The organism is Castellaniella sp. (assembly GCF_049671645.1).
Classification (GTDB): Bacteria; Pseudomonadota; Gammaproteobacteria; order Burkholderiales; family Burkholderiaceae_B; genus Castellaniella.
Map to the genome: position 1 here is coordinate 22,633 of NZ_JBATVG010000001.1, position 16,734 is coordinate 39,366.

The following is a 16,734-nucleotide window of genomic DNA, read 5'->3' on the forward strand; positions in this document are numbered from 1 at the left end:
GCTAAATGTTTTTAATTGATTTTAAATTTTTCGAGGCAAACTGATTAGAAATACATGAACCTATTACATATGACTCTCGCAGTGACCCATAGGATATAGGAGGTTGCTATGAGGCTTTATCTTGTCAATGGTTCATCGTCGTGGGTTTTCGATATCATCGTTGTTGGCGCTGGGTTTGCTCCTGGCCGCGCTGGGAAGCTTGCGTGATGTAGTGACCCCCTTGGGGTATTGGGTGTTGTGGGCTGCCTGGTGTCTGGCGACGATAAGCATAACTTGGCCAGTCCATGCGCCCGGTGTAGATCGCCCGATGCCACCTATATCTGTCTGGGGCTCATATGCGTTGCTGGTGCTGGGAATGGTGCTGTCAGCCTGGGCCAATCACAGCGCCATCACTCTGCATCACGGCGTCAAGATCGCCATCATCGGGCTATGTTGCTGCATCGCTTGGCGGCTGGTCGCGGATCTGGGGTGGAGTGATCGGGTTGCCATTCTGCGCTGGGTTGTGGCGGCCGTAGTGCTGGTGTTTTTAGTGTCTAAGGCGTTGCCAAGAGGCTATTACATCGCCCTGGGGGGGGCGGTACGTGAGGGTAGTTTCCTGGCGTGGCCTGGGGTGATCTGGAAGGCCGGGGCATTTTTCGTGCCGTTGCTTTTGGCTGATATGGTAGTTCGGCCACTGCGGTGGGCTGTGAATGGTCTGGCAGTGGCTGGGTGCGTGTTTCTGGTCGTGATAGACGGGACGCGGACGGGGATGCTTGTGCTTGGGCTGACTGTCCTTGCGTTCGTCCTGTTGCTGGCCTGGCGTCGTGACTGGCGTACCTTGTCGGGTATGAAGCCGACGGTGGCTGTGTGTGTGCCGGCCTTATTCGGCTTGCTGCTGTTCAGCACAGGCATTGGGTATCTGAGCCATGGTTCTGCCGGCTTGCTGTCGGCCCAGACTGCTGGCGCTAATGGCTTTTTCGGCGGGAAGGCCGAGGCCATGATGGAAATAGCGGTTGAACCTATCACCACGACCCGCCTGGGTAGTGGTGATCCCGAACGAGTCAGGTTGCTGGAAAACGGGATCGACCGAGCGGCAGATTGCTGGCCTCTGGGCTGTGGCTTTGGCTCTACCGCCATGGATCCAGGGTACGGCGTGGTCATGCAGGTCCATAACGCATATTTGGGTGCTTTGGCGGATTTCGGCGTGCTGGGTCTTGCAGGCATGCTGGGATTCATCCTGGCGGCTGTTCTGCCGATCATTCGGGTGCTACGCAGCAGGGCACACAGTACAGAAGATGTATATTTCGTCGTTGCGGCGGCAGGCGCAGCCCTGGCCTATTTAGCCAGCCTGATGCTGCATACTTTTTCGTCCGAGATGTCGGAATGGGGGTACCTGATCGTGATGTTGGCGTTTGCCTGGCTGCCGGTGATGCAAGGAGGCAAAGCAGTTGACATGGGTTCGTCTGGGCAGCTGGAGGCGCTTGGCTGCTATGAACGGCGGCATTCCCGTTGGTATGAGTATGTTTTGTTGGGTGGGCCTTTCCAAGTGGTGGCGGGCTTGCTGGCGGTTGCTGTCCTGCCATCGATTCTAGGCTGGGGCTGGCCGTTCTGGCAGCACATGGACTCTGTCAGAGTCAATACGCTGCTTGCCGTCAGCCTGTCTTTTTTGGTCATTATCCTGACCTTGCGGCGCCTGGGACAGTTCTCAGGTGGCGCGATCATCGCTCATATTGCGCCGGTTGTGACTGGGGTGTTCCTTGTAGCGTTCGCTGCCCTATTCTTCAGCCGCAGCGCCTATTCTCGGCCGATTCTGTTGCTAGCCTATGCTGCTACGCTAGCCTGGTGTTATGGAGCGTATCTTGTCGGACGACGGTATCGAAAACTGAAGCTAGCGGTGGTGCCGCTAGGCGAAGTATTGGCGATCCAGCCACGACACAATTTGGAAGTTCGGCAGCTTACCGAGCCTGATTTGGCAGGAATTCGATACGATGCGGTTGTCGCCGATCTGGATGCTGATGGCCTGAGCCCGGATTGGGAGCGGTTCCTGGCTCAGTGCATCCTGTCGCACGTCCCGGTATTCCATGTCCGCCAGATGCGCGAAAACCTGACCGGTCGGGTCGAAATCGAGCATCTGTCCGAGAACGACGTCGGTTCTCTGCTGCCGTCACCTCTGTATTCCGTGTGCAAACGCATGATTGACATCGCCGGAACCTTGATGGTTGTTCCGGTAGCGGTCCCTCTGATGCTCCTGACGGCGCTGGCAATCCGCCTGGATAGCCCCGGTCCGGCGTTGTTCGTGCAGAGCCGCGTGGGCCTGGGCGGGCGGGATTTTCTGATCTACAAGTTTCGCAGCATGGTTGTGGATGCTGAATTGGAGGGGGCGCGCCTAGCCTGCGATGGCGATGAACGTATCACGCGGGTTGGATGCTTTATCCGCAAGACGCGCTTGGACGAGTTGCCCCAGTTGTGGAACGTATTGAAGGGCGACATGAGCCTGATCGGGCCGCGCCCGGAGCAGAGGGTGTTCGTGGACCAGTTCGACGCCGAGATCCCGTTCTATATCTATCGCCTCGTCGTGCGCCCGGGCATCACAGGTTGGGCGCAGGTGATGCAGGGCTATGCGGGCGACGCCGATGCGACTCGTGTGAAGATCCAGCACGATTTCTACTACATCAAGCATTTTTCGCTGTGGCTGGATATCCTGGTTGTCTTCAGAACGGTCAGGATCGTGCTGACAGGCTGGGGTGCTCGGTAGCTACGTGCGCGGCTTCGCGACAATGTATCAGCCTGAATGGACAGGTTCTGATTCAATTCAAATTAGGTTCGGATAAGCTTCCTCATTAGGGGAGGCAATTAAGGCTGGAGTTTTGGCGAGAAGCCAGTTCGAGCTATGATCCGGCTTATCCAGGATCTGGAATTCATTGTGAGCACGGGAGCTGCCGTTTTCTGGTTGAAGGAGGCTCGGAGGTGCGCCATGTGAATGACCACCTGACGGTATGGGTGTTGCGTTAGAGCGCAACGCCCGGATTGTGATCATAAGGTCGGAGCGCATGCAGGAACGGCAGTCTTCCACGGAAACACCTATGCACGCCATTGAACGGCGGCATTCTCGCTGGCACGAGCTTGTACTACTGGGGGCCCCTTTTCAGTTGGTGGCAGGTCTGGGAGTTGTGCTGCTGGTGCCTGCGTGCTGGTTTTGGGGTTTGCAGTTCTGGGAGCGTTTGGATTTGGCGCGGATCAACACCTTGTGGGTGGTGGCGCTGTCGTTCCTGCTGGTGATCCTGGTGCTTCGCCGCCTGTCCCGGTTTTCCGGAGGCAGCATCATTGCCTATATTGCACCAGTCGTTAGCGGGGTTTTTCTGATGGCGTTCGCAGGGCTGTTTTTCACCCGCAGCGACTATTCGCGATCAGTGCTGCTGGTGGCCTATGGCTTGAGCCTGTTGTGGTGCTATGCAGGGTATTTCGTGGGGCGCCGCTACCGGAGGGTGAAGCTGGCCGTGCTGCCCATGGATCCGCCCTGTACCCTGCAGTCGGAGCCGAACCTGGAGATCCGCCATTTGATGCAGCCCGATTTGCAGGGGGTGCGCTACGACGCCGTAGTGGCGGACTTGCGCGGATCGAACATGACCCCGGAATGGGAACGCTTCCTGGCTCATTGCATTCTGGCCCATATCCCGGTGTTTCATGTGCGGCAAGTGATGGAGGGTCTGAGCGGCCGGGTGCGCATCGATCACCTGTCTGAAAACGAGGTTGGCACCCTGCTGCCATCGCCCCTGTATACGGTGAGCAAGCGGCTGATCGATATTGTGGCGGTGCTAGTGATCCTGCCGGTGGCGTTGCCGCTGATGGTGGCCACGGCGCTGGCCATCCGCCTGGACAGCCCTGGTTCGGCGGTGTTCGTGCAGAACCGCGTGGGCCTGGGTAATCGAGATTTCCGCATCTACAAATTCCGCAGTATGCGTGTGGACGCTGAATCCGATGGCGCACGTCTGGCCCGCGACGGCGACGATCGCATTACGCGGGTGGGGGCCTTCATTCGCAAGACGCGCTTGGACGAGTTGCCCCAGTTGTGGAACGTATTGAAGGGCGACATGAGCCTGATCGGGCCGCGCCCGGAGCAGAGGGTGTTCGTGGACCAGTTCGACGCCGAGATCCCGTTCTACATCTACCGTCATGTGGTACGCCCGGGGATCACCGGCTGGGCGCAGGTGATGCAGGGCTATGCGGGCGACGCCGATGCGACTCGTGTGAAGATCCAGCACGATTTCTACTACATCAAGCACTTTTCGCTGTGGCTGGATATTCTGATCGTGTTCAAGACGGTGCGTATCGTGCTGACGGGGTGGGGCGCGCGGTAGCGGCAACCGATGCAGCGGCTTCAAGCCAGCTTGCCCACGTATCCAACCAATCACGGCCCCTCAGATTGGGTAGACTGTCACTGAACTCAGTTCAGGCGGATCCCCGGCTGGCCAGACCGCCTGGCGTTGGCGTGTCCATGATCCATAAAAAAGGGGCGCTTCCCGTGTACGAATCCCGCAACGAACCCATGCTGCCTCCCGCGCATTTCCGCCGCCGCCTGGCCGTGCACGCGGTTTATGCCCTGCTGCTGGTGAGCGCCACCTTGGTGGCGGGCGCGCTGGGCCACCGGTGGTTCGGCGGCCATAGCTGGCACGACGCCCTGATGAATGCCGCCTTCGTCATCGGCGGAATCGGCACCTATGTGATGCCGGAATCGTCCGGGGGCAAGATCTTTTCCGCCGTCTATGGCTTCTTCGTCGGCCTGGTGGTGATGGCGACGCTGGGCGTCGTGCTGGCGCCGATCGCGCATCGCATCATGCATAAATTCCACCTGGACGAGACGGACGGCTGAGACCGCCATGACCGGGGCGACTCGGGCAGCGGCAGGAAAATCCACCTGAGGAAATGAAGGTTTGATTCAGTGATGCCGACCCATCGCACATCTTTCCGCGCCCTGATCGCCGCGCTGGACCTGCAGCCGCACCCGGAAGGCGGTCATTACCGCGAGGTCTTTCGTTCCGGCTTGCAGGTGCCGTTCCTGGGGGCGCAACGTAGCGCCGGGACGTCGATCTATTACCTGCTGGCGCAGGGCGCGTATTCGGCCTGGCATCGCATCGATGCCGATGAAATCTGGTGTTTTCACGCGGGCGGCTTGCTGGATCTGCATGTCGTGCTGCCCGATGGCGGCTTGCGGACGCATCGCTTGGGCGACCCATTGACGCAGCCCGGAGCCGTGTACCAGGCGGCGGTTCCGGCGGGTTGCTGGTTCGCGGCGAAACTGGCCGACCCCGACGACTTCGTGCTGGCAGGCTGCGTGGTCGCGCCTGGTTTCGAGTTTTCCGGTTTTCAGCTGGCGGGCGAGGCGGATCTGGCGGATGTCATTGGTCGCCATGGCGACTGGGTCCGCCGATTGCTGGCGGGTCCCGCCGATGCCCAGGTATCCGATGGGTGACCCGCCTCCGCAGGGGGCGACTTCTGCTTCTTAATCCGCTTGCCGGATCCGTTGCGAGAAATCCGCCGCCGGCCCGGCCTGGGCCGCGCGCTGAGTGATGTCCGCCCGCGCGCGCAAGACGTCCAGCGGTTGGCGGGTGTCCAGGCCGCCATGCCGGTACAGGTATTCCGGCAGGTACCCCGACAGGATCAGGCGGATGTCCATCGGCAGGCCGGGGACGATAGGCCGGACCATGTCGTAGACCAGGGTCGTGCAGTTGGCTGTCACGGTGTTGTAGAACTTCGGCGTGTCGGCCAGGCGGTTGGCGCTGTCCACATAGGCCAGGAAGAGCTGGCGCATCGCGGCCTGGGGCATGCGGATGGGGTACAGAAAAAGCCGTTCGCCGCGCGGGCCGGCGCGCACGTACAGGATGTCGCGCTCTTCCGCGGCGACGATGCTGCGTTCGAATTGCTTGAAAAACCCGCCGACGGTGGAAAAGGATTCGTGGCGCTCCTTGCGGATTTCCACGGAAAACACCAGGTGGCGTCCATCCGCGAAGCCGAAGGACACCAGGGTGTGGGCGATGGCCGGCCCCATCCAGTAGGACAGGGCCATGTCCACGGACTGCAAGGTGTCCAGGTTGTAGGACGCGTCCTGCCAGCGGACCGTGTAGTCGGTCGTGCTGCGCCAGTCGAAATTGCGGACGTTGTGCAGTGTGACCACGGCCCCCTGGGCGCTGCCGGTCAGGCTGCGGGCCACGTCGTCGGCCCAGTCCCGGTGGTTCGATGGCGTCAGGCTGATCCACCAGCCTGCCAGGAGCACGGCGGCCGCGGCCAATGCCCAGCGGGCCGGCACGGCATAGCGGTGCTGGATCCATAGGGACGCCAGTCCCGCGCACACGCTGGCCGCCCACAGCCCCATCCAGACCAGCCGCAGCCAATGCCCGCCGGGCGCCTGGATCCAGAGCGCGGCCAGCCCCCAGGCCAGGGCCGGCAGCAGGACGAGGGACAACAGGCTGTGGGTCAGGAGGGGCATGAGGGTGGCGTAGATCCCGGGGGCGTGTGCGGTCCTAGTGTATCGGGGTTCTTCGGGACCGTTTTGCTTTCGCGGTATAGTTTCCTGGCTGCATCCCCCTGCGGGCGTATTCCGCGTCCGCGCGACTTGGAGTCAAAACCATGAGCGGTGAATACATTCTGAAGTCCAGCGGTGACAAATTCCTGTTCAACCTCAGATCCGGCAATCACCAGGTCATTCTGTCCAGCCAGCGGTATGCCAGCAAGGCGTCGGCGCTGGGGGGGATCGAATCCGTCCGAAAAAATTCCCCCAGCGACGCGCGGTATGGGCGGCTGACAGCCAAGGATGGTTCGCACTATTTCAATCTGACCGCGAGCAACGGCGAAATCATCGGCAGCAGCGAGATGTACCCCACGACAGCCGCGCGGGACAAGGGCATTGAATCGGTCAAGACGAACGGCCCGACGGCGGTCGTGCAAGACCAGACCTGATTCCGTCGTCCAGCCGCGCCCCCGCAGGTTCAGTGGCGGCCGGGGGCCGGCCCGAGGTCGGATTCCGAGGCCTGAAAGATGGCGTCGTATCCGGCCCTGGGGCCGTCGGGCGTGAATTACACTAGCCCCTTTCAACCCACACAGGATCGCGACATGCGCCTGCTCATCGCCCTGCTGCTGCCCTGGCTGGCTTTCTTCACCATCGGCCGTCCCCTGGCGGGAATCATCTGCCTGATCCTGCAGATCACCCTGATCGGCTGGATCCCCGCGGCAATCTGGGCCGTGTACGCGCTCAGTCAGTACAACACCGATAAAAAGATCGAAAAGGCGCTGGGCCGCTAAGAGGCTTTCCGGCAGTAGAATCATCCACTGGATTTTTCCCTGTCAGGTGGGATCATGCCGATGTCTGTTTCGACTGCCCTGGCCGCTTCGGCGTCAATGGATGTGTCCGCCGCCGTTCTGGATCCCGGCATCGCCATCGCCGGTGTACGCATTCGCGGCGTCTGGTCCGATGACGATCAGGCGCGCTGCAGGCGTTGGCTGTCGGACCATGGCCTGGGCGATCTGATCGTTCAGGATGCCGGCGCCGATGAGGGGCCCTGGCAGCGGTTCCGGCTGTCGTGGCCGCCGGCCACGGACCTGGACACCATCGGTTTGGCGCAGGCGCTGCGGCTTTCCCCCGACGAGAGCGACCGCGACCTGGATGCCGAGATCCTGGCGGCGCTGCTGCTGTCCCCCGTGTCCTTCGATTTCCCCAGTCTGGAAGAATGGCAGTCCGCCGTGCGCTTGCGACGTTTCATCGTGCAGGCCGGGCGGCGCACCGTGCTGGCGTTCGACACGGAACAGGCGGAACGCCCGGACTGCTGGCGCTGGTCGGAAGCCACCGGTTTCATCCTGCTGCCGGGGCACGATCTGATCCCTTCCCTGGAACAGACGCTGTGGCCGGACGTGTCCGGGCGCTTGTATTCCTTTTCCTGTTATCGCGCGACCGAATATGTGCTGCTGTTGGCGCTGGCGCAGGAACTGCGGATCAGCAACCCGGCGGCGCTGGCCGCGTTGCAAGCCCAGTGGCAGCGCAAGGCCATCCAGTCCGGTCCGTTTCACGATGCCTTCCTGCACGAATACGGATCGCTGCAGGCGCCGCTGCCGCCCCGGTATTACGTGCCGGGCGACCGCTTGTGGTTTCGCAACCCGCACGAACCTTCCGCCAATGTCGAGGGCTACGAGGGGTCCTGGGTGTTCTACCTGGGGCAAGGGCATTTCACCAATTTCTGGAAGCCCGGCCAGCCCTATACCCTGACTTACAAATGCGTCGAGATCTACCATTGGCGGCATGGATTGCGCCAGGATGCGGTTGTCGATCCGGGCGCTCCGGCAGCCCCCGCTCCCCGGATCTGGATGGACGAATCCATCGTCGAGGCCCGCGTGGCCGGGACGTTGGCCGACCCCTTGGCGACGAACCAGGTGCTCGACCGCATGATGCGCTTGCGCGACCCGGCGGGCGTCTACGACCAGGGCGGCTGCATCGACGCGTCCCGCGAAGCCGTGCGCTGCGTCCGGCCCGGGACCTTCGATCTGGCCTTCCAGGTTTCGCAGGGGTAGCCGGGTCCCGCCCGGTGGTCCGGGCGAAACTCTGGATAGAAGCCTGGTTCGGCGCGTTTCCCGGCCTATAGAAACCGGTCCAGGATCTTCCGGCTGGCACGGTCCAGCGCCGTCAGGTCGCGGACCAGGAAATGCACGCCGCAGGCATCCGCGATCAAGAGCGTGCTGGCCGACAGGCGGCGGATGTCGTCTTCGCTTTTCAGGGTCAGCACGGTGGGGCCGCGGTCCGTGTCGATGTCCCAGCGGCTGGGCGTGGCCCAGCTCGATGCCCGGCGGATGCGCAGGATTTCGGGCTTGAAGTCCCGCTGGGCCAGGTCTTCGGCGATCAGGCGCTGCGGGCTGTCGGGCAGGTCCTGCAGGCGGTCCACCCAGGCCTGTTCCTGGGCCTGGGCGTCCACCAGCGAAATGCTTTCGTCCGGGGCGCTGATCGGAAAGCTGCGCACGGGGGTCACGATCACGTCCGGCTGGCCGGCCCGCGACAGCAGCAGCCGGCCGAAATTGTCCCGGGATAGCGTGAAATCCACCGGACGCGGCATCCCGGCGGCCGGCTGCGAGTGCGCGTCTCCCGGACCCCGCGCGGCGGTGTCGCCAGCCCCGGGGCCGGCGGCCGGCGGTGCGCTGTGCTCAGGAATCGGAATCATCGTCGGCCTCTCGGGCAGGGTGTTCGGCGGCGCGCGATGGCGGCAGCGCGCCCTGCAACTGCGCCTGATACAGCCGCGCGTAGGCGCCCTCGCGGGCCAGCAGTTCGTCATGGCGGCCGATCTCGACGATGCGGCCGCTGTCCATCACGACCAGGCGGTCGGCTTCGCGCAGCGTGCTCAGGCGGTGGGCGATGGAAATCGTGGTGCGGCCCTTGACCAGATTGTCCAGAGCTTTCTGGATCTCGTTTTCCGTGGCGGTGTCCACCGACGAGGTCGCCTCGTCCAGGATCAGGATCGGCGGATCGATCAGGATGGCGCGGGCGATGGAAATGCGCTGGCGCTCGCCCCCGGACAGGGCCTGGCCCCGTTCGCCCACCAGCGAATCGTAGCCATGCGGCAGGCGCAGGATGAATTCGTGCGCGTGGGCGGCGCGGGCGGCGGCGATGATGTCCGCGCGGCTGGCCTCGGGGCGGCCGTAGGCGATGTTCTCGGCCACGCTGCCGTAGAACAGGAACGGTTCCTGCAGCACCAGGCCGATGTGGCGCCGGTAATCGCTGATCGCGTACTGGCGGATGTCAACGCCGTCCAGGCGGATGGCGCCCTGGGATACGTCGTAGAACCGGCAGATCAGGTTCACCAGCGTGCTTTTCCCCGACCCGCTGTGGCCCACCAGCCCGACCATCTCGCCGGGGGCGATATCCAGGCTCAGGTCCTGGATCACGCTGCGGTTGCCGTAGCGAAAGCCGATGCGGCTCAATTCGATGTGGCCCTGGATCCGGTTCATGGGGCGGGGATCGACGGGTTCAGGCACGCTGGACACGTGATCCAGGATGTCGAAGATGCGTTTCGCGCCCGCCGCGGCCCGCTGGGTGACGGACACGATGCGGCTCATGGAATCCAGGCGCACGTAGAACCGGCTGATGTAGGCCAGGAAGGCCGTCAGCACCCCGACCGTGATCGCCTGGCGCGACACCAGCCAGATGCCGAACACCCAGACCACCAGCAGGCCCAGTTCCGTCAACAGGGTGACGGTGGGGGTGAACAGCGACCACAGGGCGTTGACCTTGTCGTTGATGACCAGGTTGCGGTCGTTGGCCTCGCGAAAGCGCGCGACTTCGCGCTTTTCCTGGGCGAAGGCCTTGACCACGCGGATGCCGGGGATCGTGTCGGCCAGCACATTGGTGATTTCCGACCAGACGCGGTCGGCTTTTTCAAAGCCGTGGCGCAGACGGTCGCGCACCCAGTGGATCATCCACAGGATGATGGGCAGCGGCGCCAGGGTCGCCAGCGCCAGCCAGGGGTCGATGGACATCAGGATGGCCGCCGTCATGACGATCATCAGGATATCGGTGAAAAAATCCAGCAGGTGCAGCGACAGGAACAGGCAGATGCGGTCGGACTCGGAGCCGATGCGGGCCATCAGATCGCCCGTGCGCTTGCCGCCGAAGTACTGCAGCGACAGCTGCTGCAGGTGCTGGTAGGTGCTGGTGCGCAGATCGGCGCCGATGCGCTCGCTGACCCAGGCCAGGATGGCGCTGCGTCCCCAGCCCAGTCCCCAGGCGACCAGGGACGAGGCCAGCAGCCCGCTCAGGTACAGCGTCACCAGGTCCCAGTGGATCGGTTCGCCGTTCTGGAAGGGGATCAGCACGTCGTCCATCAGCGGCATGGTCAGGTACGGCGGCACCAGCGACGCGCCGGTGGAAATCAGCGTCAGGGCCAGCCCGATGCTCAGTTGCCGGCGGTAGGGGCGCGCAAAGCGCCACAGGCGAAACAGCGAGCTGGCCCGGGGCGGTTGCGTGTCTCTGGCGGCGATGTCCGCGGCGGGCTCGGGCGGGGAATCGCCCGAGGGCTGGCGCAGGGCTTCGTGGCGGGCCAGCAGTCGCAGCGCCTGGGGATGATGGTCCAGCGTGTAGCGCCAGCGCGTCAGCCGGGCATGTTCGTCCACCAGCTCCAGGCTGCCTACGCCGGCGTGATCCTGCAGCTTCAGGTGCAGGTCCGGCCGCAGCGGCCAGGACCGGCAGGATTGCGAGTCGGCGCCGCAGAACAGCCAGCGGCGGTCGGTCAGGACCAGCAGGCTGTCGGCATACTGCAGCTGGCTGTCCAGGTTCAGCGGCAGCCAGCCCAGCAGGTGCTCATCCGCCGCCAACTGGGCCGATAGCGTGTCATGCCATGCGGCGGGCAGGCCGGGCGGGCAGGCATCCGTCGCCGAGGATTCAAGAATGGGGCCCTGCATGGATGATGGACTGGGAAGGGATCGGAAGATCTGTCGGACAGCAGGAATATAGATCGGAATCGGGGCGAGCATGCGCGTACCGTTGCGTCCGCGTCACAATCGTCAACAGTTTTTCTGTGCGGCGCAACGGCGCAAGATTATGATGTGTGCCGTTGTCCGACTGCGGCGTGATCAAGGCGCCCGGATCCGGCGGCGCTCGGCCCCCCGGCCAGACCCTTTTGACATGGTTCGCTCATGGAAAACAAGAATATTGAGATTCTCAATATGGTGTATCTGCGGGGGCCGAACATCTGGGCCTATCGCCCCGTCATTGAAGCGATCGTGGATATCCATGATCTGGAAGACTATCCCTCCAACGTCATCCCCGGGCTGTACGAGCGCCTGAGCGCCTGGCTGCCTTCGCTGATCGAGCACCGCTGCAGCATCGGCGAACGCGGCGGGTTTCTGCAGCGCGTGCGCGAAGGCACCTGGCCGGCGCATATCCTGGAACACGTCACCCTGGAATTGCAAAGTCTGGCGGGCATGCCCGGCGGCCTGGGGCGGGCGCGGGAAACGTCCCTGCGCGGCGTCTACAAAGTCATCCTGCGGGCCTGGTATGAAACCCTGACGCGCGAGGCGCTGTATGCCGCCCGCGACCTGGTGATGGCCGCCATCGAAGACCGGCCGTTCGACGTGGCCGGCGCGGTGGACCGCCTGAAGGATCTGGCGGAATCGCTGGGGCTGGGGCCCAGCACGGCCTGCATCGTGGACGCCGCCGACGATCGCGACATTCCCGCCATCCGCCTGAGCGATGCGAACCTCTTGCAATTGGGCTATGGCGCCCGCCAGCGCCGCATCTGGACGGCGGAAACCAGCCGCACCAGCGCCATCGCCGAAGGCATTTCCCGCGATAAGGACCTGACCCGCCAGCTCTTGCAGGCCTGCGGCGTGCCGGTGCCCGAAGGCCGGCTGGTGGCCGATGCCGCCCAGGCCTGGGAAGCCGCCCAGGACATCGGCCTGCCCGTGGTGGTCAAGCCGTCCGACGGCAACCACGGCCGGGGCGTCTTTACCTGCCTGAACACCCAGGCCCAGATCGAGGCCGCCTATGCCGTGGCCGTGGATGAAGGCAGCGGCGTGATGGTGGAACGCTTCATCGAGGGCGACGAGCACCGCCTGCTGGTGGTCGGCGGCAAGCTGGTGGCCGCCGCCCGGGGCGAAGCCGCCATGGTGGTGGGCGACGGCGCGTCGACCGTGCTGCAGCTCATCGAATCCCAATTGAATTCCGATCCCCGGCGCGGGCGCGACGAGGATCATCCGCTGAACGTCGTGCGCCTGGATTCCGCCGCCCGGCTGGAGCTCGACCGCCAGGGCCTGAACGGGGATGCGGTGCCCGAACGGGGCCGCGCCGTCATGATTCAGCGCAGCGGCAATGTGTCGATCGACGTCACGGACGCGGTGCATCCGGACGTGGCTGAGCATGTGGCGCTGGCGGCGCGGGTGGTGGGCCTGGACATCGCCGGCATCGACCTGGTCGCGCGCGATATCTCCCGGCCGCTGATCGAACAGCAGGGCGCCATCGTCGAGGTCAATGCCGGCCCGGGGCTGCTGATGCATCTGAGGCCCGCCAGAGGACAGCCGCGTCCGGTGGGGCAGGCCGTCATCGACGATCTGTTCCCCGCCCCCGAGGACGGGCGGATCCCGGTGATCGGGGTCAGCGGCAGCCGGGGCCTGACGCCGGTGGTGCGATTGATCGCCCATTTGCTGCAGCTGACGGGCAAGGTCGTGGGCCAGGCGTCGGCCGATGGCCTGTTTCTGGGTCGGCAGCAGATCAGCGCCGCGGATGGCGCTCACTGGGATGCCGGACGCCGGCTGCTGATGAACCGGGCTGTGGACTATGCCGTGCTTGAAAACGGCGGGCGCATGATCCTGGGCGAGGGCCTGGCCTACGACCGCTGCCAGGTGGGCGTGGTGACAGGCATCGATCCCGGCCTGACCTGGCCCGAATTCCACATGGAAGAACCGGAACATCTGCAACGCGTCTTTCGCACCCAGGTGGACGTGGTCCTGTCGGGCGGGACGGCCGTGCTCAATGCCGACGACGCGCTGGCGGTCGGCCTGGCGCCCTTGTGCGACGGCAGCGTCACTCTGTATGGCGTACAGCCCCAGGGCGAGGCCCTGACGGCCCACCTGGCCACGGGCGGGCGGGCGGTTTTCGTGCGTGACGGCAGTCTGGTGCTGGTGGAAAAAGGCGTGGAAATTCCGGTGGCGGATCTGTCCGATCCGGCTGTCTCGCCGTTGCAGGACGATCTGGCCAGCGTGCTGGCTGCCCTTGGGTCCGTCTGGGCGCTGGGCCTGGACATTGAACACATCCGGGTAGGACTGCGCACCTGGGTAGCGAGGTAATACAAGATGGAAGTCTCCCGAATCCGCGCTTTGCGCGGGCCGAACGTGTGGTGCCGGCAGACGGCGATCGAGGCGGTCGTATCCTGCGCGGACGGCGAATGCGCGATCGACGATCTGGATGCGTTCGAGACGCGCCTGCGTGTCCGCTTCCCCGAAATCGACATCCAGCGTCCTGCCGGACAGGCAAGCGATCATTCCCTGGCCCACGTGCTGGCGGGCGCGGCGCTGAGCCTGCAGGCGGTGGCCGGCTGCCCGGTGGCGTTCCGCCGCACGGCCGCGACCCAGGCGCCGGGGGAATACCAGGTCGTGATCGAATACGCCGAGGAATCCGTCGGTCGGCTGGCCTTTGACCTGGCCTGCGTGCTGTGTCACGCGGCTTTGCAGGATCAGCCTTTCGACCTGGCGGATGCCGTCGCGCAACTGAAGGCCCTGTACGAGGACGTGCGCTTGGGCCCCAGCACCGGCGCCATTGTGCAGGCGGCCGTGCGTCGCGGCATCCCTTATCGCCGGCTGACCGAAGGCAGCCTGGTGCAGTTTGGCTGGGGGCGCCGCCAGCGCCGCATTCAGGCGGCGGAGACCGATGCCAGCAGCGCCATCGGCGAGGCCATCGCCCAGGACAAGGCGCTGACCAAATCGCTGCTGGCCGCCGCCGGCGTGTCCGTGCCGCAAGGCCGCGTGGTGGCCGATGCCGATGATGCCTGGCGGGCGGCCCAGGAAATCGGCGGACCCGTGGTGGTCAAGCCGCTGGACGGCAACCAGGGCAAGGGCGTGGCCTGCAATGTGCAGGGGCGCGAGCAGGTGCTGGCGGCCTATGCGGTGGCGTGCGAGCATGGATCCAGCGTGATCGTGGAGCGCTATTTCCCCGGGCATGACTTCCGTCTGCTGGTGGTGGGCGACCGTCTGGTGGCGGCGGCGCGGCGGGATCCCCCCCAGGTGGTGGGCGACGGCGCGCACAGCATCAGCCAGTTGGTGGATCTGATCAATCAGGACCCCTTGCGCGGCGAAGGCCACGGCACCTCGCTGACCCGCATCCAACTGGATGAAACGGCGCTCAATACCCTGGCCGGCCAGGGCTATCAGGCGGATTCCGTGCCGGCCCAGGGCGTGTGCGTGGTGTTGCGCAACAATGCCAATCTCAGCACGGGCGGGACTGCGACGGACGTGACGGAACAAGTCCACCCGGAACTGGCCGCCAGCGCCGTGATGGCCGCCGGCATGGTGGGGCTGGATGTCTGCGGCATCGATCTCGTGGCGCAGGACGTGTACCGGCCGCTGACGCCGGACACCGGCTGCATCGTCGAGGTCAACGCCGCGCCGGGCCTGCGCATGCACCTGACGCCGTCCTATGGCACGGGGCGCGACGTGGGCGCGGCCATGGTGGATACGCTGTACGGACCCGGCGAGGACGGCCGCATTCCGGTCGTGGCGGTCACGGGCACCAACGGCAAGACCACGACCGTGCGGCTGCTCGCGCATCTGTGCGCCCGGCCGGGGGTGTGCGTGGGCATGACGAATTCCGACGGGGTCTACGTGGGCGCCCGGCGCATCGACACCGGGGATTGCAGCGGGCCGCGCAGCGCGCGCAATGTGCTGCTGCACCCGGACGTGGACATGGCGGTGTTCGAGACGGCCCGGGGCGGCATCCTGCGCGAGGGGTTGGGCTTCGACCGCTGCGATGTGGCCGTGGTGACAAATCTCGGCATCGGCGACCATCTGGGCTTGAACTACATCCGCACGGTGGAAGACCTGGCGGTGGTCAAGCGCGTGATCGTCGAGAATGTGTCGCCGTCGGGCATGGCGGTGCTCAATGCCCAGGATCCCGTCGTCGCCGGCATGGCGGCCAGTTGCCCCGGGCAGGTCACGTATTTTGCCCGCGATGCCCGCCATCCCCTGATCGAAACCCACCGGGCCCAGGGGGGCAGGGTGGTGTTCGTGGACCAGGGCGATCTGGTGTTTTTCCAGGGCGGCACCGAAACCCGCATCCAATTGTCCACCGTGCCGCTGACGCGCGGGGGCGCCTTGCCGTTCCAGGTGGAAAACGCCATGGCGGCGGCTGCCGCGGCGTGGGGGCTGGGCCTGGACTGGGTGCAGATCCAGGCGGGGCTGGCATCCTTCGTCAATGATGCGGCCACCGTGCCGGGGCGCTTCAATGTGTTCGACTACCGGGGCGCCATGGTGATCGCCGACTACGGCCACAACCCCGATGCGATGCTGGCCCTGGTCGATGCGGTGGAAGCGCTGCCGGCCAAACGCCGCACTGTGGTGATCAGCGGGGCGGGGGACCGCCGTGACCAGGATATCCGCCGCCAGACGGAAATCCTGGGCGACGTGTTCGATACGGTGGTCCTGTACCAGGACCAGTGTCAGCGCGGCCGCGAGGACGGCGAGGTCCTGGCGCTCTTGCGCCAGGGGCTGTCAGGCGCCCGTCGCGCCAGCCGCCTGGAAGAGATCCGCGGCGAATTCCTGGCCATTGACACGGCGCTGGACGCGCTGGAGCCCGGCGATCTGTGTCTGGTGCTGATCGATCAGGTCGAAGAGGCCCTGGCCCACATCGGCCGGCGCACCCAGGCGCAGGCAGTGGCGTAACGGCGTCGGTCCAGGGCGGCGGGGATGCCGCCCTGGACCGACCCGCCTCAAGCGGGGGCCGCCAGCAGGCGCGGGGCGGTCGATGGCTGGGCCTGGGCCGTATCGTCGGCCAGTCGCAGCGCGTCGCCCGCCTGGCTGGAGGCGGGCGCATCGTCTTCGGCGCCCAGGTTGAAGGTGGCCACCAACTGGGCCAGGGTGTCGGCCTGCTCCTGCAGGCTGCCGGCGGCTGTGGCGGATTCCTCCACGAGGCTGGCGTTTTGCCGGGTGACGTCGTCCATCTGCGTGATGGCGGAATTGATTTCCTCGATGCCGGTGGTCTGCTCGCGGTTGGCGGCGTTGATCTCGCCCATGATGTCG

General features: G+C 64.9%; 11 protein-coding genes and 2 pseudogenes. 9 read left to right on the top strand and 4 right to left on the bottom strand.

What is annotated here, in order from left to right; genetic code table 11:
• Nucleotides 1-355: 355 nt before the first annotated feature.
• From WBG56_RS00110 to WBG56_RS00125, 4 genes are all read left to right on the top strand, one after another.
• Nucleotides 356-2,734, top strand: a complete 2,379-nt coding sequence (locus tag WBG56_RS00110; RefSeq protein ID WP_424264535.1) for an exopolysaccharide biosynthesis polyprenyl glycosylphosphotransferase — start codon at nucleotides 356-358, stop codon at nucleotides 2,732-2,734.
• A 328-nt stretch (nucleotides 2,735-3,062) separates the two neighbouring features.
• Entirely contained in the window at nucleotides 3,063-4,337 is a 1,275-nt protein-coding gene (locus tag WBG56_RS00115) for a sugar transferase (protein WP_424264536.1), read from the top strand.
• A 137-nt stretch (nucleotides 4,338-4,474) separates the two neighbouring features.
• Nucleotides 4,475-4,849 (top strand): two pore domain potassium channel family protein, encoded by a 375-nt coding sequence (locus tag WBG56_RS00120; RefSeq protein ID WP_424264537.1) that lies wholly within the window; start codon nucleotides 4,475-4,477, stop codon nucleotides 4,847-4,849.
• A 72-nt stretch (nucleotides 4,850-4,921) separates the two neighbouring features.
• Nucleotides 4,922-5,449 carry a cupin domain-containing protein gene (locus tag WBG56_RS00125; RefSeq protein WP_424264538.1) on the top strand — a complete coding sequence of 176 codons (528 nt, stop codon included), beginning with the start codon at nucleotides 4,922-4,924 and terminating at the stop codon, nucleotides 5,447-5,449.
• 30 nt (nucleotides 5,450-5,479) lie between these two features.
• Here the strand turns inward: WBG56_RS00125 and WBG56_RS00130 are convergent, their stop codons facing one another.
• A complete protein-coding gene (locus tag WBG56_RS00130; protein WP_424264539.1) occupies nucleotides 5,480-6,463 on the bottom strand; it encodes a DUF4105 domain-containing protein in 984 nt (327 codons plus the stop codon).
• Between the two features lie 140 nt (nucleotides 6,464-6,603).
• Between WBG56_RS00130 and WBG56_RS00135 the strand changes: the two genes are divergently transcribed.
• The 3 genes from WBG56_RS00135 (at nucleotide 6,604) to WBG56_RS00145 (ending at nucleotide 8,535) form a co-directional block, all read left to right on the top strand.
• Nucleotides 6,604-6,933, top strand: coding sequence for a YegP family protein (locus WBG56_RS00135; RefSeq protein WP_424264540.1), 330 nt, complete (start codon nucleotides 6,604-6,606; stop codon nucleotides 6,931-6,933).
• Nucleotides 6,934-7,086: 153 nt separating this feature from the next.
• Nucleotides 7,087-7,275 (top strand): YqaE/Pmp3 family membrane protein, encoded by a 189-nt coding sequence (locus WBG56_RS00140; RefSeq protein WP_424264541.1) that lies wholly within the window; start codon nucleotides 7,087-7,089, stop codon nucleotides 7,273-7,275.
• Between the two features lie 60 nt (nucleotides 7,276-7,335).
• Nucleotides 7,336-8,535, top strand: a complete 1,200-nt coding sequence (locus WBG56_RS00145; RefSeq protein ID WP_424264542.1) for a hypothetical protein — start codon at nucleotides 7,336-7,338, stop codon at nucleotides 8,533-8,535.
• Nucleotides 8,536-8,600: 65 nt separating this feature from the next.
• Here the strand turns inward: WBG56_RS00145 and WBG56_RS00150 are convergent, their stop codons facing one another.
• The gene (locus WBG56_RS00150; RefSeq protein ID WP_424264543.1) at nucleotides 8,601-9,176 is read right to left on the bottom strand and encodes a DUF1854 domain-containing protein; all 576 of its coding nucleotides are present in this window, start codon (nucleotides 9,174-9,176) and stop codon (nucleotides 8,601-8,603) included.
• A complete protein-coding gene (locus WBG56_RS00155; RefSeq protein WP_424264544.1) occupies nucleotides 9,160-11,409 on the bottom strand; it encodes an ABC transporter ATP-binding protein in 2,250 nt (749 codons plus the stop codon). The genes WBG56_RS00150 and WBG56_RS00155 overlap by 17 nt, the downstream gene beginning before the upstream one ends.
• A 234-nt stretch (nucleotides 11,410-11,643) precedes the next feature.
• Here WBG56_RS00155 and cphA (WBG56_RS00160) point away from each other — a divergent pair.
• Both cphA (WBG56_RS00160) and cphA (WBG56_RS00165) read left to right on the top strand, forming a co-directional pair.
• Nucleotides 11,644-13,779, top strand: a pseudogene (cphA, locus tag WBG56_RS00160) (cyanophycin synthetase); the annotation flags it as partial.
• A gap of 18 nt (nucleotides 13,780-13,797) precedes the next feature.
• On the top strand, nucleotides 13,798-16,377 hold the full coding sequence (cphA, locus tag WBG56_RS00165; RefSeq protein WP_424264545.1) for a cyanophycin synthetase: 2,580 nt from the start codon (nucleotides 13,798-13,800) through the stop codon (nucleotides 16,375-16,377).
• A 47-nt stretch (nucleotides 16,378-16,424) separates the two neighbouring features.
• Here the strand turns inward: cphA (WBG56_RS00165) and WBG56_RS00170 are convergent.
• Nucleotides 16,425-16,734, bottom strand: a pseudogene (locus tag WBG56_RS00170) (methyl-accepting chemotaxis protein); the annotation flags it as partial.

Bases quoted from the DNA above. Each gene is read 5' to 3' on its own strand.
- WBG56_RS00110 (WP_424264535.1), top strand. From the start codon at position 356: ATGGTGCTGTCAGCCTGGGCCAATCACAGCGCCATCACTCTGCATCAC.
- WBG56_RS00140 (WP_424264541.1), top strand. From the start codon at position 7,087: ATGCGCCTGCTCATCGCCCTGCTGCTGCCCTGGCTGGCTTTCTTCACC.
- WBG56_RS00145 (WP_424264542.1), top strand. From the start codon at position 7,336: ATGTCTGTTTCGACTGCCCTGGCCGCTTCGGCGTCAATGGATGTGTCC.
- WBG56_RS00125 (WP_424264538.1), top strand. From the start codon at position 4,922: ATGCCGACCCATCGCACATCTTTCCGCGCCCTGATCGCCGCGCTGGAC.
- WBG56_RS00130 (WP_424264539.1), bottom strand. From the start codon at position 6,463: ATGCCCCTCCTGACCCACAGCCTGTTGTCCCTCGTCCTGCTGCCGGCC.
- WBG56_RS00155 (WP_424264544.1), bottom strand. From the start codon at position 11,409: ATGCAGGGCCCCATTCTTGAATCCTCGGCGACGGATGCCTGCCCGCCC.
- WBG56_RS00115 (WP_424264536.1), top strand. From the start codon at position 3,063: ATGCACGCCATTGAACGGCGGCATTCTCGCTGGCACGAGCTTGTACTA.
- cphA (WP_424264545.1), top strand. From the start codon at position 13,798: ATGGAAGTCTCCCGAATCCGCGCTTTGCGCGGGCCGAACGTGTGGTGC.
- WBG56_RS00150 (WP_424264543.1), bottom strand. From the start codon at position 9,176: ATGATTCCGATTCCTGAGCACAGCGCACCGCCGGCCGCCGGCCCCGGG.
- WBG56_RS00120 (WP_424264537.1), top strand. From the start codon at position 4,475: ATGATCCATAAAAAAGGGGCGCTTCCCGTGTACGAATCCCGCAACGAA.
- WBG56_RS00135 (WP_424264540.1), top strand. From the start codon at position 6,604: ATGAGCGGTGAATACATTCTGAAGTCCAGCGGTGACAAATTCCTGTTC.